The sequence below is a fragment of the Nitrosospira multiformis genome, from assembly GCF_900110185.1.
GTDB classification, from domain to species: domain Bacteria; phylum Pseudomonadota; class Gammaproteobacteria; order Burkholderiales; family Nitrosomonadaceae; genus Nitrosospira; species Nitrosospira multiformis_A.
In genome coordinates this window covers 28,012-47,378 of record NZ_FOCT01000013.1, presented here as the reverse complement: position 1 = coordinate 47,378, position 19,367 = coordinate 28,012, and the positions used below count along the sequence as shown (strand labels likewise).

20 protein-coding genes are annotated in these 19,367 nt (G+C 55.0%); 15 read left to right on the top strand and 5 right to left on the bottom strand.

Annotated features, from left to right (window positions below; genetic code table 11):
- Window positions 1-72: 72 nt before the first annotated feature.
- The 15 genes from trbB to BMY01_RS13485 all read left to right on the top strand — a co-directional run bounded on the left by trbB (window position 73) and on the right by BMY01_RS13485 (window position 13,539).
- Complete coding sequence (trbB, locus tag BMY01_RS13555; RefSeq protein ID WP_074748469.1) at window positions 73-1,038, top strand: P-type conjugative transfer ATPase TrbB; 966 nt, start codon at window positions 73-75, stop codon at window positions 1,036-1,038.
- Between the two features lie 3 nt (window positions 1,039-1,041).
- Window positions 1,042-1,461, top strand: a complete 420-nt coding sequence (gene trbC / locus BMY01_RS13550; RefSeq protein WP_081353939.1) for a conjugal transfer system pilin TrbC — start codon at window positions 1,042-1,044, stop codon at window positions 1,459-1,461.
- Window positions 1,448-1,759: a conjugal transfer protein TrbD gene (locus BMY01_RS13545; RefSeq protein ID WP_074748466.1), complete on the top strand. Its 312-nt coding sequence runs from the start codon at window positions 1,448-1,450 to the stop codon at window positions 1,757-1,759. Before trbC ends, BMY01_RS13545 begins: the two co-directional genes overlap by 14 nt.
- Window positions 1,756-4,416, top strand: coding sequence for a VirB4 family type IV secretion/conjugal transfer ATPase (locus tag BMY01_RS13540; RefSeq protein ID WP_139176923.1), 2,661 nt, complete (start codon window positions 1,756-1,758; stop codon window positions 4,414-4,416). Before BMY01_RS13545 ends, BMY01_RS13540 begins: the two co-directional genes overlap by 4 nt.
- A 29-nt stretch (window positions 4,417-4,445) precedes the next feature.
- Complete coding sequence (locus tag BMY01_RS13535; RefSeq protein WP_175463271.1) at window positions 4,446-5,201, top strand: VirB8/TrbF family protein; 756 nt, start codon at window positions 4,446-4,448, stop codon at window positions 5,199-5,201.
- A gap of 15 nt (window positions 5,202-5,216) precedes the next feature.
- Entirely contained in the window at window positions 5,217-6,440 is a 1,224-nt protein-coding gene (trbG, locus tag BMY01_RS13530; RefSeq protein WP_254772747.1) for a P-type conjugative transfer protein TrbG, read from the top strand.
- A gap of 1 nt (window position 6,441) precedes the next feature.
- Window positions 6,442-6,984 (top strand): hypothetical protein, encoded by a 543-nt coding sequence (locus BMY01_RS13525; RefSeq protein ID WP_074748463.1) that lies wholly within the window; start codon window positions 6,442-6,444, stop codon window positions 6,982-6,984.
- A gap of 15 nt (window positions 6,985-6,999) precedes the next feature.
- Window positions 7,000-8,322 carry a TrbI/VirB10 family protein gene (locus BMY01_RS13520; protein ID WP_074748460.1) on the top strand — a complete coding sequence of 441 codons (1,323 nt, stop codon included), beginning with the start codon at window positions 7,000-7,002 and terminating at the stop codon, window positions 8,320-8,322.
- Window positions 8,303-9,106: a P-type conjugative transfer protein TrbJ gene (gene trbJ, locus BMY01_RS13515; protein ID WP_254772746.1), complete on the top strand. Its 804-nt coding sequence runs from the start codon at window positions 8,303-8,305 to the stop codon at window positions 9,104-9,106. Before BMY01_RS13520 ends, trbJ begins: the two co-directional genes overlap by 20 nt.
- Before the next feature lie 9 nt (window positions 9,107-9,115).
- Window positions 9,116-9,328: an entry exclusion lipoprotein TrbK gene (gene trbK, locus BMY01_RS13510; RefSeq protein ID WP_074748454.1), complete on the top strand. Its 213-nt coding sequence runs from the start codon at window positions 9,116-9,118 to the stop codon at window positions 9,326-9,328.
- 4 nt (window positions 9,329-9,332) lie between these two features.
- Entirely contained in the window at window positions 9,333-10,655 is a 1,323-nt protein-coding gene (gene trbL, locus BMY01_RS13505; RefSeq protein WP_074748451.1) for a P-type conjugative transfer protein TrbL, read from the top strand.
- 16 nt (window positions 10,656-10,671) lie between these two features.
- Window positions 10,672-11,124 carry a transglycosylase SLT domain-containing protein gene (locus tag BMY01_RS13500; protein ID WP_074748448.1) on the top strand — a complete coding sequence of 151 codons (453 nt, stop codon included), beginning with the start codon at window positions 10,672-10,674 and terminating at the stop codon, window positions 11,122-11,124.
- 428 nt (window positions 11,125-11,552) lie between these two features.
- Window positions 11,553-12,470, top strand: a complete 918-nt coding sequence (locus tag BMY01_RS13495) for a DUF2167 domain-containing protein (protein ID WP_081353938.1) — start codon at window positions 11,553-11,555, stop codon at window positions 12,468-12,470.
- A 26-nt stretch (window positions 12,471-12,496) separates the two neighbouring features.
- On the top strand, window positions 12,497-13,192 hold the full coding sequence (locus BMY01_RS13490; RefSeq protein WP_139176922.1) for a hypothetical protein: 696 nt from the start codon (window positions 12,497-12,499) through the stop codon (window positions 13,190-13,192).
- Window positions 13,192-13,539, top strand: coding sequence for a J domain-containing protein (locus tag BMY01_RS13485; protein WP_074748439.1), 348 nt, complete (start codon window positions 13,192-13,194; stop codon window positions 13,537-13,539). The genes BMY01_RS13490 and BMY01_RS13485 overlap by 1 nt, the downstream gene beginning before the upstream one ends.
- Window positions 13,540-13,877: 338 nt before the next feature.
- On the opposite strand, the gene BMY01_RS18825 is transcribed toward BMY01_RS13485, so the two are convergent.
- The 5 genes from BMY01_RS18825 to BMY01_RS13460 form a co-directional block, all read right to left on the bottom strand.
- Window positions 13,878-14,402 (bottom strand): HNH endonuclease signature motif containing protein, encoded by a 525-nt coding sequence (locus BMY01_RS18825; RefSeq protein WP_074748437.1) that lies wholly within the window; start codon window positions 14,400-14,402, stop codon window positions 13,878-13,880.
- A gap of 91 nt (window positions 14,403-14,493) precedes the next feature.
- Window positions 14,494-15,309, bottom strand: coding sequence for a DUF6615 family protein (locus tag BMY01_RS18820; protein WP_074748434.1), 816 nt, complete (start codon window positions 15,307-15,309; stop codon window positions 14,494-14,496).
- A 33-nt stretch (window positions 15,310-15,342) separates the two neighbouring features.
- Window positions 15,343-15,546 (bottom strand): DUF3800 domain-containing protein, encoded by a 204-nt coding sequence (locus BMY01_RS18815; RefSeq protein WP_368086245.1) that lies wholly within the window; start codon window positions 15,544-15,546, stop codon window positions 15,343-15,345.
- A gap of 54 nt (window positions 15,547-15,600) precedes the next feature.
- Window positions 15,601-17,727, bottom strand: a complete 2,127-nt coding sequence (locus BMY01_RS13465) for an ATP-binding protein (protein ID WP_074748431.1) — start codon at window positions 17,725-17,727, stop codon at window positions 15,601-15,603.
- A 15-nt stretch (window positions 17,728-17,742) separates the two neighbouring features.
- Window positions 17,743-19,107, bottom strand: coding sequence for an SIR2 family protein (locus tag BMY01_RS13460; RefSeq protein WP_074748428.1), 1,365 nt, complete (start codon window positions 19,105-19,107; stop codon window positions 17,743-17,745).
- Between the last annotated feature and the right edge of the window lie 260 nt (window positions 19,108-19,367).

Here is a 19,367-nt window from a genome sequence, read left to right as displayed (position 1 = left end):
ACGATAAATTGAATATTGCACAATTGTGATATTCGGTATATCGTATATGAAGCTTGAGTATGGGAGCATTGCATGGATCAAAGGGAACAGCAGGACCTTATTAACAATCGGGCAAAGATAAAGCTCGAGCGCGACCTCGGCCCGGATTTCTTGGCTGCCCTCCACGATCCGCGCACCATCGAGCTCATGCTCAATGCTGACGGCAGGCTGTGGCAGGAACGCCTGGGCGAGCCGATGCGCTGTTTCGGCACGATGGAAGTGGGACTTGCGCAAAGTGTCATCCGCAACGTAGCGGGCATGCACGGGCGCGAACTCACGCGCCACAGCCCCACCATCGAATGCGAATTCCCGCTGGACAATTCGCGTTTTGCCGGCCAGATCCCGCCCGTGGTCCCGTCGGCCGTATTCGCCATCAGGAAGCGCGCAGTCGCCGTTTTCACGCTCGACGATTATGTTGCGGCCGAGATCATGACTTCCGCGCAATGCGGACGCATCAAATCAGCCGTTGCTACCCGCTCCAACATCCTTGTCTCCGGCGGCACGGGTTCCGGCAAGACCACCCTTGTCAACGCCATCCTCAACCATCTGATCGAAATCGACCCTCTGACGCGCGTGGTCATCATCGAGGACACGGGTGAGATCCAGTGCACCGCGCAAAACCATGTGCAGTACCACACTTCGGCGGAAGTGAGCATGACGAGGCTCGTGCGCGCGACCCTGCGCATGCGGCCGGATCGCATCATCGTGGGAGAGGTGAGGGGCCCTGAAGCGCTCGACCTGCTCATGGCCTGGAACACGGGGCATGAGGGCGGAGTAGCGACCCTGCACGCCAATAGTGCTAAAGCAGCCTTGTCGAGGCTTTCGCTCCTCATCAGCATGCATCCTGATTCGCCTCGGCCGATCGAGCCTCTGATCGGGGAAGCAGCACACCTGATCGTGCATATCGCGCGCACCCCTAGCGGCCGCAAGGTCGAAGAAATCCTCGAGGTTTCAGGCTTTGAGAACGGCCATTACTTGACCACAACTTTCAGGGAGTAAGAAATGAGAAGCATTACACGAGTTTCACGTGAAGCAAACGTCATATGGACATGCACGTTCCTGCTGCTCGCCTTTTGCCTGCTTGCAGCTCAACCGGTTTTCGCCTCCGAGGGCATTGGCGGCACACTGCCCTACGAGAGCTGGCTCATGAACCTGCGCAATTCGGTGACAGGCCCCGTGGCCTTCACCCTGTCCATGGTGGGCATCGTCGTGGCAGGAGGTGCATTGGTGATGGGAGGGGACTTGAGCGGATTCTTTCGAACCCTGGTGTTCATCGTGCTGGTGCTTGCGTTCCTGGTGGACGCGCAGAACATGATGAGCAATTTCTTCGGCCGCGGCGCTGAAATCGCGATGATCGACTCAGGCAAGACCAGTCAGATGGCAGCTGTGGGAGCAGGGGAGGGGAGTGATGGCGTTGCGTAGGATTCCGATCCGCCGCATCGGCCACCGCCACAATCTGCTCCTTGGAGGCGATCGCGTGTGTGTTGCGATGCTCGGCATCGTCTGCTCGGCACTCATCTTCAATGCGCAGGAACTGCGCGCCGCGATCGTCGGTGTCGCCTTCTGGGTGGTCGGGCTGTATCTCCTGCGCCTGATGGCCAAACACGATCCCAGGATGATTTTGGTGTGGTGGCGCAGCAGAAGCTACAAGGCCTATTACCCGCCGCGCGCCACGCCCTTCCGTGAGAACACCAACTCCCAGGAGTGGCACTACCGATGATCACAAACTCCTTGCTGGGGTTCATCACCCTGCTCGTTGCCGCAACCGGGACCTTGTTCCTCGCCATCCTGTATGGTCGGATGCGGGAAGCGGAGAAAGGACGCAGGCTGAGCCGCCACCGTGACAGGCAAGCAGGCTTTGCCGATCTCCTGAACTACGCCGCATGCGTCGACGATGGCGTCATTGTCGGCAAGAACGGTGCTTTCATGGCGGCCTGGATGTACCGGGGAGAGGACAACGCGAGTGCCAGCGAAGAACAGCGCAATCTCGTCTCCTTCCGCATCAACCAGGCCTTGAGTGGTCTCGGCGCCGGCTGGATGATCCATGTGGATGCGGTGAGAAGACCTGCTCCGCACTATCCGGAGCGGTCCCGCTCGCACTTTCCCGATCCGGTCACACAAGCCATCGATGAAGAGCGCCGGCAGCTCTTCGAGCGGATGGGCACCATGTTCGAAGGCTATTTCGTGTTCACCGTCACCTGGTTTCCGCCGCTCTTGGTACAACGCAAGTTCGTGGAGCTGATGTTCGACGACGATGCAGCACCTGCCGATCACAAGGCGCGCACTCGTAGCCTGATCGAGGACTTCAAGCGCGACTGCGCGACGATCGAGGCGCGCCTGTCTGCCGCCGTATCGCTTGAGCGCTTAAAGAGCAAGCGGGTGGTGAGCGAACATGGGCGGGAGACAACGCATGACGATTTCCTGCGCTGGCTGCAGTATTGCGTGACCGGCCTGAACCATCCGGTGCAGCTGCCGAACAACCCCATGTATCTCGACATGCTCCTGGGCGGCCAGGAACTGTGGCCGGGGGTGGTGCCGAGGATCGGCAATAAATTCCTGCGGGTGGTCGCAATCGAAGGATTCCCGATGGAATCCTATCCCGGAATCCTCTCGGCCTTGTCTGAGCTTGCCTGCGAGTACCGCTGGTCCACGCGCTTCATCTTCATGGACCCGCATGAAGCAGTGGCCCATCTCGACAAATACCGCCGCAAGTGGCGGCAGAAGATCCGCGGCTTCTTCGACCAGGTGTTCAACACCCATACCGGCATGGTGGACCAGGACGCGATGTCGATGGTGGCCGATGCCGAGGCTGCCGTTGCCGAGATCAACAGTGGCGCCGTGGCGCAGGGGTATTACACCAGTGTCGTGGTGCTGATGGATAAGAGCCGCGATGAGCTCGAAGTGCTTGCCCTGCGTCTGGAAAAGGGGATCAACGCGCTGGGCTTTACTGCCCGGATCGAAACCCTGAACACGATGGAGGCGTATCTGGGCAGCCTTCCGGGTCATGGGGTCGAGAATGTCCGCCGTCCGCTCATGAACACCATGAACCTCGCGGATCTGCTGCCGACCTCCAACATCTGGACCGGACAGGCGGATGCACCTTGTCCCATGTATCCGCCCAGCTCTCCGCCGCTCATGGTTTGCGTGACACAAGGTTCGACCGTGTTCCGGCTCAATACCCATGTGCGCGATGTCGGCCATGCGCTGGTGTTTGGGCCCACCGGTGCTGGCAAGTCGACGCTGCTGGGCGCCCTCATTGCCCAGGCGCGCCGCTACCGCGGCATGTCGATCTTCTGCTTTGACAAGGGGATGTCGCTCTACCCGCTGTGCAGCGCCACGGGCGGTGACCATTTCATCATTGCAGCGGACACGCACCCCCACACGCACTCCGATGCGCGCACAGAGGCGCAGTCCGGCACGCGCTCCGCCAGTCGTTCCGGCAAACAACAGAACACAGGCCTGTCGCTATCCTTTTGCCCCCTGCAGTACCTCTCCTCTCAGGGCGACCGCGCCTGGGCCATGGAATGGATCGATGCGCTCCTGGCATTGAACGGACTGGTCACCACACCCGCGCAGAGGAACGAGATCGGGATTGCGATCGCGAACATGCAAAAAAGCGGTTCTAAGACGCTCTCCGAGTTCTACACCCTGATCCAGGATGAACCCATACGGGAAGCGCTCAAGGTCTACACGGTCGAAGGCAGCATGGGCCATCTGCTCGATGCGGAGGAAGACGGGCTCTCGCTCTCAAGCTTCACCGTATTCGAGATCGAGGAACTGATGAACCTGGGCGACCGTTATGCGCTGCCGGTGCTCCTCTACCTCTTTCGCCGCATCGAAAGGTCGCTCAAGGGCCAGCCTGCCATGATCGTGCTGGATGAAGCCTGGATCATGCTCGGCCACCCGGTCTTCCGCGCCAAGATCAGGGAATGGCTGAAAGTTCTGAGAAAAGCCAACTGCATGGTGCTGATGGCAACGCAAAGCCTGTCGGATGCCGCCAACTCCGGGATTCTCGATGTGATCCTGGAGTCGACCGCGACCAAGATTTTCCTGCCGAACGTGTATGCGAGAGACCAGGATACCGCATTGCTCTATCGGCGCATGGGCTTGAACGACCGGCAGATCGAGATTCTGGCAACCGCCATTCCCAAACGCCAGTACTACTACGTCTCCGAACTCGGGCGGCGGCTCTATGAACTTGCCCTGGGACCACTGGCGCTTTCTTTCCTCGGCAGCACCGACAAGGAATCGATTGCAGCGATTCAGGCGCTGGAAGCCCGGCATGGAGAGCATTGGGTGCGCGAGTGGCTTGCCCAGCGGGGGCTCGATCTGAATGACTATCTGAATGAACACGGCAGGGAGGCAATAACGGCATGAGTTTGAGTGCGGGTGCTGGGGTGATGCGAATGATGAAATCGTTGCTCTGGAGGAAAGGACAGAGTGGAAGAGACGAGGGCCAGGCGGACGCGGCGATAGCCGATGGGAGGCGGGCAGGGGAGGAGGAGAATCCTTATCTGTCGGCCCGGCGCACCTGGAACGAGCATATGGGCGACATGGCGGCTTCCCGCAGGAACTGGCAGATGCTGGGGCTGCTGTCGCTCCTCATTGCCTTGGCAAGTGTGGGCGGTGTCATCCACATCGGCAGCCAGGCGAAATTCATACCCTACGTGGTGGAAGTGGACAAGCTCGGCCAGACCCTGGCCGTGGCTCCCGTCGATCGCGCCCAGGAGGTCGATGCGCGCATCGTCCACGCCGCTGTCGCTTCCTTTATCCAGCAGGCGCGCATGGTCACGCCTGATGTCGCCCTGCAGAGGAAGGCGATCTTCGGGGTGTACGCCATGCTCTCGCCCGAGGATCCCGCCACCGCCAAGATGAACGAATTCATGAATGGGAGGCCGGAAGCGAGCCCCTTCAGGCGTGCGGAACGCGAGATGGTGAGCACCGAGATCGTCTCGGTGATTGCGCAATCCCCGCAGACCTGGCAGGCCGACTGGACGGAAACCGTGCGCGACCGGCAGGGGATCGTGAAGAACAGTTACCGTATGCGCGCGCTGGTGACAGTGTACGTGGCGGAACCGTCTCCTGACATCAGCGAGGCGCAGCTGCGCAACAACCCGCTTGGCATCTATATCAGCGATTTTGCCTGGTCAAGACAACTCTAGGAACCTCAAAGCTCCATGAAAATCCCCCTGCAATATCTCCCGGCATTTTCCCCGACCAGGCTCGCAGCAGCCATCGCGGCAGGCCTGCCGCTGGTTGCGGTCACCGCCGCGATCGCCAACAATACCCTGCAGCAGCCCGAGTTACCTGAGTTGCCGTTGCCGCAACAGTCAATCCAGCCACCCCAGCGGCCCCAGCTATCCAGGGCGGCAGGCTACATCCCTGGCGGGCAGGACAAGCTGGCTGGGCCACAATCCCCTCCCGGGAACCTGCTTTCCGGCCCCCCGCTGCCCCCCGGACCGCCTGCCCCTGGGGCATTGGTGTCCTCCGGGCCTTCGGTGCCATCTGCGCCGCCGATGCCGCCCATACCGGTTGCCTCCGTGCCGGATTTGCCAGACGCGCCAGAGGCCGCATCGCCTCAGGCGCTGCATTTCAGCAATCCGGAGATCAAGCTGTCGCCGCAGGAGCGCGCAGTCCTCGCTTTGGCAAAAAAATGGAAGGCGGGGGCCTCGACCCAGGGAGTGAAGCCCGTGATCGGAGGGGATGGCACCATCCGCTTCCTCTATGGGGCGACACAACCGAGCATCATCTGCGCCGTTTTGCAGGTATGCGACGTGGAGCTGCAGCCGGGCGAACAGGTCAATTCCCTGCACCTGGGTGACACCGCCCGCTGGACGGTGGAACCGGCGGTGACGGGTTCCGGCCGGATGGAAGTGCAGCATCTCATCATCAAGCCGATGGATACGGGGCTGGAAACTTCATTGATCGTGACCACCGACCGGCGCACCTACCACCTGAGATTGCGCTCGCACCGCACGGAATTCATGCCGCGCGTGGCCTTCACCTACCCGGATGAGGCCATGGCCAAGTGGGAGAAAATCAGACGCCAGGAGCAGGCCGCCCATGACAACCAGGTCATGCCGGGGACAGGAGAGTACCTGGGAAACCTCGACTTCGACTATACGATCGAAGGACAGGCTGCCCGATGGAAACCCTTGCGGGTCTACAACGACGGAGTGAAGACCATCATCCAGATGCCCGGAACCTTGAACCAGACTGAGGCCCCGATCCTGCTCGTGGTGCGCAAGGACGGGGGATTCTTCACGGATGAGGAATCGGTGCAGGTCAACTACCGCCTGCAGAACGACCGCTTCATCGTGGACAGCATCTTCGACAAGGCCATCCTCGTGGCGGGGGTAGGCTCCAACCAGGATCGCGTCACCATCAAGCGGGGGAAATGACATGCGCCCCATTGCATTGATCCTCTGCTTCATCCTTACTTTCATCCTTGCCGGCTGCGCCAGCCTGCAGGAGACCCGGCAGCAAACCCGCAATCGTCTGGCCGATGACAGGATTGCACTGGACGCCACCAACCAGCTGGCCAAGCTCTATCCGCCTGCAAAAACGCAGTTCAACCTGATCGTGACTGAGCCCAGGGAGTTCGGGGAACTGCTGGCCGCGAAGCTGCGCGCAAAAGGGTATGCGGTTTCGGAAACCGTGAAGGTAAAGAGAGTTTTATTTGCCGATACATTCGCAGGATTCCAGCAGAAACCGGGCGGCCAGCCGGAGGAGACCGAAGCCCCGGGCATGGAAGCTCCGGCGGCTCCACCAACCCCACTGGCAGCAGGGCAGGGCATGGAACTCTCCTATGCGCTCGATACCCCGGAGCACGGTTCGCTCCATACCATCACGTTGAAGGTTGGAGATGCCTACCTGTCACGCGCTTACCTTCCGGATGCCAGGGGTGTGGCTGCGGCGGGCGCCTGGACTTACAGGGGGCAATGACATGGGGGCAATGATATGAACGATCCCATGTCCCCCTCCGCTTCCCCGAACCGGTTGCAGACGAAATGGGGCGTGCGCCGCGCAAACGACCTGCCGCTCTACCTGCTAGGGGTGGCCGCCGCCATCTTCCTCATCGTTATCGGGCTCGTCGCGATGGACCGGGCAAAAACCAAGCACAGGGAAGAGACCGCGAAGACCACGGCAGGGAGCAATGCGGCCATGTTCGCCAATGAGATCGCGGGTGAACAAAAGGGCGGGATGATTCCCGCGGTCGAGCCGGTAATCCATGAGAACAGCTATCCGGAGAACCCGAATCCGACATCCATGAACGCTGGTCTGCCTTCGGCAAGGCATCCTGCAACTCCCGAGACACAGGAAATGCAGCGTATCCGGCAGCTTAAACTTCAGCAGTTCGAAGAAGCATTGAAGGCGAAAACAGGGGTGCAAATCCAGAGGCGCGCAGCGCAGGATGTGCCAAAGGCGCAAGCTGCTCCGGTCTCAAGCAGCGATCCCACCGCCCTGTACAAGGAGCGCCTGGCTCAGCTCAAAGGGGCAGGTATCGTCGCGCCCTCGGATGACGAGGACGCAGGACAAACGCAGCAGGACCAGGCGCACCAGAACGATATCAGTGTATTCGACAACAGGGAAGGGCAAGACCGGTGGAAACTTGATTCCAGGCTCACGCCGCCGCGCTCAGCCTTTACAGTGCTGACCACCTCCGTCATCCCGGCAACCCTGATCACCGGCATCAATTCTTCCCTGCCGGGCAAGATCTTCGGACAGGTGAGCCAGGACGTGTTTGACACCGCCACCGGAAAATTCCTCCTGATCCCGCAAGGCACCAAACTGGAAGGGGAGTATTCCAGCGAAGTGGCCTACGGCCAGGCAAGCGTGCTCGTGGCGTGGCAGAGACTGGTTTTTCCGGATGGGAAGACCATGGATATCGGGGCCATGCCCGGCTCCACCGGGGCAGGCTATGCCGGGTTCACCGACCAGGTGAACAACCATTATGCGCGGCTCTTTGGCACCGCGATCCTGATGTCGGCGATCTCCGCAGGCGTGGCCTTGAGTCAGAGCAGGAACCAGGTGGCAGGCACGTTCGGAGCACCGACGACGAGCAGCGTCTTGAGCGCTACTCTGGGGCAGCAACTCGGGCGGGTGATCACGCAGATGATCTCGAAGAACCTGAACATCTCGCCAACACTTGAGATCCGCCCGGGCTACCGCTTCAACGTCACGGTGACGAAGGACATGGTCCTTGCTAGGGCCTACAAGGCTTTCGACTACAGGGGAGCGAACCTGAATGGAAATACGCCGAATGAAAATACGAATGGATAAAGGATTGAATAAGCGAGCAGGCTGCTCAAATCGGGCGATCACCATTGCAGCAGTGATCGCAGGCCTGTCTGCTCTCCCGACTCCGGCAGTTCAGGCCGGTGGAGTTCCCGTGTTCGATGCCGCGAACATGCAGCAGAACGTCATCTCGGCGATCGAGGGCGTGAACCAGACCATGAAGATGGTCGAGCAGTACCAGCTGCAGCTTTTGCAGTATGAGAACATGCTGCGAAACTCCGTTGCTCCTACTGCCTATGTTTGGAACCAGGCGCAGATGACTACCATGCGCCTGATGGGCGCGATGAATACCCTGCAGTACTACCGCAACCAGGCAGGCAGCCTCGATGGCTATCTGCTGCGCTACCAGAACCCGTCCTACTACATGAATTCGCCCTGTTTCGGGCCGAACGGTTGTACAGTGGAAGAGCGGACGCAGCTGGAAACTAACCGCCGCAATAATGCCGACGGCGAGAAGCTTGCAAACGATGCGATGATCCGCAGCCTCGAGCTGCAGGAACTGGAGTTGCAAGCGGATGCTGCAAGGCTCGAGCAATTGCAGCGCAATGCGCAGGATGCGCCAGGGCAGATGGCGGCGATCCAGGCAGCTAACCAGCTCGCAAGCAACCAGGCGAGCCAGCTCATGCAAATCCGTGCGCTGCTGATTGCTCAACAGAATGCCGAAGCAGCACGCCAGGCGAGGATTGCGGACATCGAGGCGCAGCAGGCGGCTGCGGCAGTGCAGGCACGGCAGGGTACATTTCAACGAAGTACGCCGCGCTCTTGGTAAGGAGGGAAGATGAAGAAAAGAACTACATTAATGATGGTTTTGCTAACAGGCAATTTGTTGACCGGTTGTGGCTCAAAGGAACCGGAGAAAGTGGAGGAGCCCAATCCAGCTTGCGCTGAGTTGGCATGGACGACAGATCCTGATAAACAAGAGGCTTTGCTCAAGGAGTGTCCGAAAGGCCTACCTGAAGGGTACAAGCCAAGCCAGAAAAAGAGCTGGTGATGGCATGAAAAAGTGGATTTCGTTAGAAACTGCCACCCTGGTGTTACTGCTGGGATTGATGCTTACTTCGTTGCATGCGCAGGCAGCAATCGGAAATGCCGATGTTCTGGATGACATACTCACGCGCTATCAGACGGCCGCCAGTGCGTGGGCGACTATCATTACCGAACGCGCTTCCTGGCTTTTCTGGGTGCTGGTGACGATCAGCATGGTCTGGACATTTGGCCTGATGGCATTGCGCCGCGCTGATATAGGCGAGTTCTTTGCCGAGTTTCTCCGCTTCACGGTCTTTACCGGTTTCTTCTGGTGGCTGCTCATTAGCGGACCTGCTTTCGCTACTTCCATCATCTCCTCGCTCAAGCAGATCGGTTCCGAGGCCAGTGGACTGCGTGATGTGCTTTCCCCATCAGGCATTGTCGATATTGGCTTTCATATCTTCTATCGAGCACTGGATGAGTCCACGCTGCGCTTACCAATAGACAGCATGACCGGAATCATTATGGCGGCGGTGATCCTCATCATTTTGGCCCTGGTCAGCATCAACATGGTGCTGCTCCTGGTATCCGGCTGGATACTCGCTTATGCCGGCATTTTCTTCCTCGGGTTCGGTGGTTCGCGCTGGACTTCGGAGATCGCGATCAACTATTACCGCACTGTCCTGGGGGTTGCGATATCGCTCTTTGCCATGGTGCTGCTGGTTGGGATCGGCAAGACCTTTCTGGATGATTACTACCGCCACATGAGCATGGGCCTCAATCTCAAGGAGATGGGTGTAATGATGGTCGTGTCCATCATTCTTCTTGTGCTGGTCGACAAGATTCCGCCCATGCTAAGCAGCATTGTAGGCGGTGGGGCAGGGGGAATAGGCAACCTGGGTGCCGGCACAGCGATTGCTGCGGCCGCAACTGCAACAGGTGTCGCCACCGGTATGATGATGGCTTCAGCTGCCAATGCAGCCGGTGGGGCATCGGCCATCAAGGCCGCGTTCGATGCGGCTCACGCCAGCATGGAAGGCGGCATGGGCATGTTTGCTGAAGAGCAGCCCAGGCAGAGCACGCCCTTGGGGGGACTAGCCCAAGCCATGGGCACGCCTTCGCGCTTTGTGGCTGAAATGGGCTCTCATCTCGCTCGTGGGGGGGTGGAAGCGGTCAAGAGCGGTATTGCTTCGCAAGGTGGGCGTGTGGCGCAAACCCCCGGTGGAAAAATTGCCTCCGCCATTCGCTCCAATATTCCAGAACCGCAATTCAAGGGCAACGCCTTTGCCGGATCGACGGAGACGAAGCTCGACGCCGAAGCGGAAGCCGCTGCTTTCCGGGACAGCAAGTAACAGGGGCAGGGGAGTGATGGAGCTGCCCACCGATTTGCCGGAGCGCGTCGTCTGTTCGATCCAGGCTGCCGTGAAATACGAAGTTCCAGCGAACATCCTTCTCGCCGTGGCAGAGAAGGAGGGGGGCAAGCCGGGTCAATGGGTGCGAAACGCAAATGACACCTATGATGTAGGCCCGATGCAGTTCAATACCGCGTATCTTTCCGGCTTGGCCAAGTACGGCATTACCCCTGAACATGTTGCTCAGCCAGGGTGTTATTCCTATGCGCTCGCCGCTTGGCGTATTCACATGCACATCCGCAACGATCGGGGCGATCTATGGACGAAAGTGGCCAACTACCATTCATACACGCCTCATCTTAATGCAGCCTACCGGACAGACCTGATGCGAAGGGCTTCGAGGTGGGAAAAATGGCTTGCTTCCCGCTTTGCTACGAGGGAAGTAATCTTTGAGATGGACAAGCGGTAGTTATGTGGATGATCGGCACAGCCGATCGTCCGGCTGCACTTTGCTTGGCCCATGGACAACCCTGCTGGAAAACCTGATGGACGAATAGATCCTCGTCCACGAGGTTTCCCACAGGGATTGCCCACAGGCTTCCCGGACTTCACCCACATAAACCAAACCTTCCTGACGCGGCCGGAGGCCTTGCCTTGGTTATTAGGAGGAATTTTCTTGAAAACCCTTTTCCCCGCCTTTTTGTTCACCAAGTAAGCTGGAAATTTTCAGATAACGCTGATACCCGCGGAGGTGTACCTAAGTCCAATTGTTTACTCAGCCATAAAACTAAAAAATATAAACTTGGCCTTGCACTTCCCGGATCTTTTTGGAGGGAAGAATGAGGAACCTCGGGATGCTATTTTAATGAATTTTATCCACTTATTTAGAAAAGAATTATGCGTATAGAACATTGGAAATTGACTGACTGTGATACTTGTGCAGCAACTTATGCTCGTTTCGTGAAATGGATGCAACTCACTTGTCTTGCCGCGGTTTTGTTTATTGGCGGCATAAATCTAGTCAACGCTGCTCAAGATGAACAAGAGACAGAAAAAATCCTAGGAAGCCTCAACTGGATTGAGGGACCGCAAGAGGTAAATATAGAAGGCAAAGCATCCTTTAGTATTCCGACAGGTTATGTTTTTCTAAACCCTGCCGATACCAAACGTTTTATGGAAGTAATCCATAATCCTTCTACAGGAAAGGCATATTTAATTGCGCCACAAGATTTACATTGGTTCTCTTTATTAAACTTCGAGGAAACGGGGTATGTTAAAGATGATGAGAATATCGATCCGGAAGCAATTCTAAGCTCCATTCGGGAAAACACGGAACAAGGTAATGTAGAAAGGCGGGCCAAGGGGTGGGAGACAATGAGTGTGTTGGGGTGGAAATTGCCCCCATATTATGATGCGGTAACAAAACGCCTCGAATGGGCTATTGATGCAAGGAGCAGTAACGATGAAGCAATCATTAATCTTAATACTCGTATTTTAGGGCGCACGGGGGTGACTAGTGCAGTTTTAGTGGCCTCACCCGAAATATTTAGTACATCTACTCAAGAGTTTAAGGACGCCCTCACTGGATATGAATATATTTCAGGAGAAAAATATACGGAATTTCGGCAAGGGGATAGGGTTGCCGAATATGGGCTAGCTGCACTAATCGCTGGGGGGGCAGCTGCCGTTGCAAGTAAAAAGGGATTATGGGCAATGATTGCAGGTTTCTTTGCCGCATTTTGGAAGGTGATAGCGGGGGTCATTGTTGCTGGTTTTGCAGGCTTAATATCCATTTTCAGAAAAAAGAAGGAATAATGCAATCTCAAGCAGAGCTACTTCTAATGACAATGGTTACCCTTTTGTACATTCACGATTCGTGCCTGCTTTTACACTCAAATGAGGGGATATTAATTTCGAAAGGTAAAAATAAGTGGGTAATCTGCTTTGGATCAGACAAAGCTGGAGGAATGGGAAAGGAATTATTTCTCCCTAATCCTTTTTTCCCCCATCGCCCGATGTTTCGCCTTTCATGGCAATTTGAGGGAAGCTTTGAAGTTGAAAACGGAACGTGGGCTCCACCCATAAATATCTTTGCGCCTTTGGCCCCAATGATATGGGGAATGATTTTTGCGCTTTTCTTTTTTCTTCCTGTAGGTCTATTTACAAAGTTTGGTGATAAATCTCTCCTTCTTGCTGGCGGGCTTTTATATCTCAGTGTAATTAGCTCATTGTCATATTTGTGGTTTCAGAGGGCGCAACTTAACCTTTCAAGAAGACGGTTCATAGGACTAGCTTTTGAGTCAATGGTGTGCCCGCCTTTTGGGCTAAATTTGATTAGGAAGGTGTCTGCCGGGATGCAGGTGAAAGAAGATCTTGTAAATGTGGCACGCCGACTACAGAAATCTAGTGAATGGTCGATTACTCGGAGTGAGATTGTTAATCGACTTGATGAGAAGATCGAATTCGAGGATGAAGATTCAATACGACTGGCGGCTTTAAAAGATCATCGTAGAAAGCTTGTAGAAGAAGGTATGTAATGTCGACTATAGAAATTTTTGTGATTATCTTAGGGCTATACTGCGGATATTGGATAATATCCAAACTTATTTCCCCGAAATTAGAAGCTCAGAAACAAACAAGCTCTGCAGAACCAGCTAATGAAGGCTGTAATCTTGCCCCATGGTATATCACCTTGAATGTTCCATCTGATGCAGGTGTAGAAGAGATAAGATGCAGCTATAAGATATTGATGAGCCAGTATCATCCTGACAAAGTAGCCTCCCTCGGTGAAGAATTAAAGGTCTTGGCAGAACGTAAATCGAAAGAGATAGTAACCGCTTATCGTTATGCTATGAAACTCCATGGGGCAAGCAAAGACACCTAAAGGTGTAGTAGCTTAGATAATTTGACAGCAGCTTTGCCCGTAACATCTTTTATCGTTATCACTAGGCGATAGAGTCAGGCGTATTGATATCTGCTCGATGCCGACCGAGAGCAGCAGGAGCAGGAGCATTGATCGATAGAGAACAAAAGATGAGTCAATGTCTAGCGTAAATCGACGATAAACATCGCGACTAAAGCTTTTTCCTCAAAGATTTTCTCACGGCCCTCTTTAGCCAGGGCGTCGATCTGCAATCTGCCCACAAGATTCTTATCGACACAGAACACAAGATTCTTATCGACACAGAAAAGGGCAGAGCGCTTAACATGGGAATGCCAAATTCAGGTGGCATTGCCGAATATTGCAGCGACAGCACTTCTGTCTCCAGATGTCCAAGCTGATATAAGCTGCTGTCCTCTGGGAGTAAGTATTACTCTGTATAAGTAAAGGTAATGGTTTGGATTATGGTTCCGTATTGCGAGATCTATCGTTGCTAATCCCGAGGCAATTAGCTTAGAGAACTTTAAAACACCATCTGCTGAAATTTTCAAGTCCTGTGCCTCGGGCGTTGCCAAAAACAGCAAATCATCAATTGTGCTTGTATCGAATGCACGGCTGAGCGAAACAAGCATTGCCTTCCACGCGTAGATGGAGTCACGCCTGATTTCTCCCCGGTGGAATAGAGCGTGACAGGTTGGACATAAAGCGAGCAGATTCCCTTGATCATTGCCACCGTTTTCTGAAACCTCGACAATGTGATGAATGTCGAGCGCTAGGATTCCGCGGCAAGTAGGCACGGCGCAGCGATAACCCGCCTCAGTGAGGACGTTTAGTGCCGTATTATTCGGAATGCTTCGACGTTTCATAGCGTCGAGAACAAGGCCACCCTTAGCCGTTTAACCATCACGCCTCTCCCTCTACCTGCAATCATTGATGATCCAGTAGGAGTATGAGGGGTTAGTCATATTGAAGCGCACGAAGCACAAGGACCCCCCGCGAGTTGGTTGGTATGCCATCAGGCCTTCGATTTTCGATTACGGAGCGCACATAATCCGGGGCCTGAGGCCTTGGACCGATCGGCTTGCCTTGGAAAGCTTGCTGGTTATCTCTCGTGCGTATAAGCGGTGCTGCTATCTTGAGCCTATGCTGGAGCAATAACCAAGCGCGATTAGGTAGATCATCTCCCTCGTATCCCCGGCAGCAGACTAGGCAGTGCCATGGTATCGTTTTTTGCATAACAGATTCGCGATCATCCTTTCTTGCCGTACGTAATGTTTCGATGTGCGAAATCGAAGCTAATGAACACCCATAGTATTCTGGAGAATAACCAAAGGAACCGCACCAGCGCTGGCCTCCCTGGGAAACAGGCTCCTCGTGTACATAGAAGCAATACAACGGTATGAGGCCCTCTTTCGCACTCTCTCTCTTAAGCTTTGTAGACTGGTACTCCTTAGATTTACCGCTTTTGTAATGTAGGTGAGAGAAAGCATCCAACTCTAGATTCAGTATCTTTGCTTGTACCCGTAACCCCAGCCAGTTTGTCATCGACCAATTTGTTAACCACCACTCCCAATCTGCACCAGATTTACCCTCGTCACGTTTGTTATAAACGCGGGAATAAATTTCTGTTGGATGCCTTTCTTTCAGGTCTAGGATGTTTGTGTCGGTAAACGTTTCTTCTAGCGGCTGATGCTCGACTCGCCGTGCTCGACCAAGTTGATCGAAGGTCCGGAATGCGAGTAGTCTAAATGTCTGGCAAAGTGTGGGAATCATGAAAGGTCGACTTTTTGATATCGACACGCCCCTCTAAAGACAGAATAAAGCGGCTGCGTCAAGTTCTGGTAAATCTGCCTTATCAAGTGAAAGTTCTAGTTGTTCAATAATTAAGTCTGCCATTTGATCTTTTGAATTACGATCGCCGTTGTGGTTTAACCGCCTATTCACCGCGCCTGCTACCAAGTCCGCTAACTGAACTAGGGGACTATTTTCGCGATGACGCGGTTTGGACAGCAGATAGTAGGAGTTTTCCGTGATCGGAACACCTCTTCTCTGCAGTCGTTGCCATTAGTGCTCTTTGTTGTTCGCTAAAGTGTTTGTTTGTTTAAGTTCACTTATTTGTTGCCAGTCATCCGCAATCACTTTCCAGCCTATGTTGCGTTTCACGGCCGTAACGCTATTTGTTTCATCTTTTTGCTCTCCGGACCACACCGCCCAAAAATCCGGATCGTTGGATTTTGGCTGCTGATTATCAGGCAAGGCATTCATCTGAACCAGTACTGGCAACTCGGAGGCCCAGCCCAACAGGATGGCATGGCGCGATGGCAGCGAGGGTAGATCTCGCAGCAGGCCACGAAGGTTATCGGGCACCAGTTTGTGCACCAACTCCTGATCGCGGTCATTGCTGATGCGGTGCAGTAGGTAGCTGTTGCACTGCGACAGCACGGTGGGCGACAACTCGCTGGGACGTTGGGAGGACAGCAGGAGTCCCAGTCCAAATTTACGTCCTTCGCGGGCGATTTTCTCAAACACCTGGCAGCAAATGGCGGCGGAGTTCTGGTTCTCAGCGTCGTCTTTGTAGCGCTTGATAAAGGTGTGTGCCTCTTCCATCACCAGCACGGTGGGCAGTGTTTTGCCGTGATTAAGCTTGCGGTAGCGTTGCAATGCTTCCAGCGTTATACGGGCGATGACGGCGGTGATGATATGCACGACTTCGGCAGGGACCAGTGATAGGTCGATAACTGTCACCGTGCCATTGGAGGTTTGATTGTCGCCAATATAGTTTCCCAGCCAGCCATCCAACGTTACGTCGCTGATATCGCCGGTAATGGTTTTCATGCGGTTATCCGAGAGTATCGCTCGGATACGCATGAGCATTGTCTCGACGTATTCCGACACTCCTAGCAGTTCTGCATTGGCTTCAACACTACGCAACAGTTGGTCACCGGTAAAGGCGCGAGGTACGTCGGCATCGATGGGCAGGACGTCGGTGTCACTGCCTCCAAAGGCTGCGTGAGTTTGACTAAATGCCTCCAATAAATCGTTAATCTCTTGCCTAGTGAAAACCACTGGCCAGTCACCTTGATGTGCGCCTAAGACTTGTGAAATCTTTTGCTTTAACGATTCAAGGGCGGCATTTTCCGCTTCATTGAATGAAGCATGCTCAAGCAATCCTTCGTTCCACTTTATCAATCGGTCGCGGAATCCCTTTGCCGGTCCGGGGGCTTTCCAAGGATTCCCAGAGTTTTTATCCACTTGAATAGCACCGACGAGCGTACGCAAGTACCTGCGCAGATCGCGGCTTGGCATTGCAACGGTTTCTTCCACCCCATCCCGTACGGTGCGCAGTGCCTGAATCAATGTTGGTCGTTGTGTCTTGGCGCTGGCCTGGGTAAATGCACTCCACTCAGCGCTGTTCCAGAACCATAGTGGTACCTGGAGCTGTTCAATACCATTGGCATGATCCGGTTCAACTGCAAACACCCGCACTTTTCCCACGCCATCAAATGCATTTGCGTATTCGCCATTGGGGTCGAGCACAATAAATCGGGCATTGGGGTCTGCTCCACCACGTCCTTTCCGGGCTGCTTCCATTGACCAGCGAATCAAACCGGCGACCGAGCAGGATTTGCCGCTCCCAGTATTACCCAGCACAGCCAGGTGACGGCCAAAAAGACGATCCGGATCAATCTTGACTTCGGCATTGGCGGCGAGCGGGCTGATGCCGATCTTCACCCGACGATTCTCGCCAGATTCGACGATGGAACGCAGCTGGGTTTGGGTCGGCAGCAATACCGGGTCACCGACTGTTGGGTAGGTCTCCACACCGCGTCGGAAGGTGTAGCGTTCCTTGCCTTCCTCCAGACCTTCGTAGGACAGACCCCCCAAGGGGTTGAGGCTCATTTTGCGCAGTGGATAGGGTAAATCCACTAGGCCGAAGTCTTGCATACCTTTTCGCTTGGGGTACTGGGAGCGCTCAATAGTAATCCACTCCACCTGCGCCACTAGGTAGCCTTCGTCGCTAGGCACCAGCACATAACCATTGATGCGCGGGAATGGTCGCGGCGTACCGGTGTTCAGGGCGAGGTTATCGGGTGCTTCGATATCCAGCAGCACTTTGATTTCTTCGGGTGACACAAAGTCGATGCTGCCAATTCGCAAAGAGGCGGTATAAGCGATGGGGGACAGGCTCATATTAGGTCTGCCACATCATGCCCGCCACTCACTTTCTCCGCTGCCTTCCGGGGGCGGGTGCGGCTCGGTACCGTAGCGTTGCCTGAGCAGCTCGCTCATACGGAAGGTAGTTTTATCGATGGCGGCCTTGGGTAAAAAGGTTTCGGTCAAGGTTTGTAAATCCGCCAGGACAGGGCCGAGCATCAGGCTGATTTGCGAGGGACGCCCCAACTTCTCGTAGGTTTGTAGAATGCGACCGAGCGGATCGTTGTAGGCAATCACCACCAGATGGGTGGATGGAATAGTGAGCATATCTCGGATCACGCGGTTGATGTGCTCGTCGCCAAAGCTGTAGCCATAGGTGATCAGCGTGCTATTGGGACGGCACACAGCGGCGGCGAGGTCCCGGAATAGCTCCACATAAGGGTAGTCTGAGGTCTCCCTGTCCTTGGCAGCATTGGGGTAGATCATCAGCTTGTGGGCACTGGCACCGTTTAATCCAGGGGCTTTCAGATAAGGCCCAACTTCGTCCACGCCAAAGGGTAGCCCGATACGACGTATGTCATTATCTGTCTGCACCCAGTCCACCGACCCATGCAGTTTGGTAAAACGGGCCACTCCTTCCAGATAGCGGGGCTCACCGCGGATTCCTGGTGGGTTGTAGTGCATGTCCAGGTCTAGCCGTGACGAGCGGAAGATCGGCATCAGATTGCCGAGAAAACGATCCAGCAGATGCAGTCCCGCCAGCTCGGCACCGGCCTCGATCATGCGGTCGTAGTTGGTGGTGAAGATGTTCAGCCGGTCCCGTACACCCGTGCGACTGGCGAAGCTCATCAGGAAGGTAACCAATGTATTGAACGCCCGCTCGCGATTGGCCTCAGTGGCCTGAGTAATACGGGCTTCACTTTGGAGGATGGACTTGGCGAATACTTCCAGCGCGCTGGTTAGTTCAGTACCTAGCGTCTCAGCTTCCTTATACTTCCCCAGTATCTCGAGGCCACATAGAAGTTCGTTTGCGGCACGGATCTGGTCTTCCAGATTGCCTGTTTTTCGCCCTATTTTTTTGGCGGCATTTTCCGCTGATTTCTTTATTTCATCCTTGTAGCTGGACAGGGTGATCTCTCTCATACCTGTAGCTGCTTCCTCTGCTGCCAGATAATGGACCGCATGGGTCAGCCCTGAACCTGCCAACAGCGATAGATGTTCTGACTGGAACAACGCCGTTAGCCAAGGCTCGATGTGATTGCGCAGTTCCTTGAGACCAAAGGCTTGATTCTGTTTTACCCAAGACGCTTCTTTACCTTCACAAAGCTGGAATTTTCCCTCTTCAGTGAGCGAAAAGTACACCGGGCGATGATCGTCCCTAACTTTCACGATGTTATTTGTTTCCGAAGCAGTCATGCTTGCCCTCTTTGCTACGTCATTCAATCACGTCAGAGGAGATCCGGCGTGAATTTCCTTTTCTTAAGGAGGCTCCTTAAAGGATTAGGTACCAGTCAGCTTGGATTGTAAATTTTATGGCTGAGCAGGCAATTGGACTGAGGTACACCTGTCGCTGAGTATGGGTATTTGAAGTTGTCGGTGGCTCAATAAACAGCGGTTTTCTCCAGTATTGTTTATCCTTTTACTCTTGATAACCGTGTACTGTTGTTGAAATCCGG

Coding starts and splice junctions, on each gene's coding strand:
- BMY01_RS13460 (WP_074748428.1), bottom strand. CDS start 19,107: ATGACTGCTTCGGAAACAAATAACATCGTGAAAGTTAGGGACGATCAT.
- BMY01_RS13535 (WP_175463271.1), top strand. CDS start 4,446: ATGATGAAATCGTTGCTCTGGAGGAAAGGACAGAGTGGAAGAGACGAG.
- BMY01_RS13500 (WP_074748448.1), top strand. CDS start 10,672: ATGGAGCTGCCCACCGATTTGCCGGAGCGCGTCGTCTGTTCGATCCAG.
- BMY01_RS13545 (WP_074748466.1), top strand. CDS start 1,448: ATGGCGTTGCGTAGGATTCCGATCCGCCGCATCGGCCACCGCCACAAT.
- trbJ (WP_254772746.1), top strand. CDS start 8,303: ATGAAAATACGAATGGATAAAGGATTGAATAAGCGAGCAGGCTGCTCA.
- BMY01_RS13495 (WP_081353938.1), top strand. CDS start 11,553: ATGCGTATAGAACATTGGAAATTGACTGACTGTGATACTTGTGCAGCA.
- BMY01_RS13540 (WP_139176923.1), top strand. CDS start 1,756: ATGATCACAAACTCCTTGCTGGGGTTCATCACCCTGCTCGTTGCCGCA.
- BMY01_RS13485 (WP_074748439.1), top strand. CDS start 13,192: ATGTCGACTATAGAAATTTTTGTGATTATCTTAGGGCTATACTGCGGA.
- trbG (WP_254772747.1), top strand. CDS start 5,217: ATGAAAATCCCCCTGCAATATCTCCCGGCATTTTCCCCGACCAGGCTC.
- BMY01_RS18820 (WP_074748434.1), bottom strand. CDS start 15,309: ATGATTCCCACACTTTGCCAGACATTTAGACTACTCGCATTCCGGACC.
- BMY01_RS13465 (WP_074748431.1), bottom strand. CDS start 17,727: ATGAGCCTGTCCCCCATCGCTTATACCGCCTCTTTGCGAATTGGCAGC.
- trbL (WP_074748451.1), top strand. CDS start 9,333: ATGAAAAAGTGGATTTCGTTAGAAACTGCCACCCTGGTGTTACTGCTG.
- trbC (WP_081353939.1), top strand. CDS start 1,042: ATGAGAAGCATTACACGAGTTTCACGTGAAGCAAACGTCATATGGACA.
- BMY01_RS18825 (WP_074748437.1), bottom strand. CDS start 14,402: ATGAAACGTCGAAGCATTCCGAATAATACGGCACTAAACGTCCTCACT.
- BMY01_RS13525 (WP_074748463.1), top strand. CDS start 6,442: ATGCGCCCCATTGCATTGATCCTCTGCTTCATCCTTACTTTCATCCTT.
- trbB (WP_074748469.1), top strand. CDS start 73: ATGGATCAAAGGGAACAGCAGGACCTTATTAACAATCGGGCAAAGATA.
- BMY01_RS13520 (WP_074748460.1), top strand. CDS start 7,000: ATGAACGATCCCATGTCCCCCTCCGCTTCCCCGAACCGGTTGCAGACG.
- trbK (WP_074748454.1), top strand. CDS start 9,116: ATGAAGAAAAGAACTACATTAATGATGGTTTTGCTAACAGGCAATTTG.
- BMY01_RS13490 (WP_139176922.1), top strand. CDS start 12,497: ATGACAATGGTTACCCTTTTGTACATTCACGATTCGTGCCTGCTTTTA.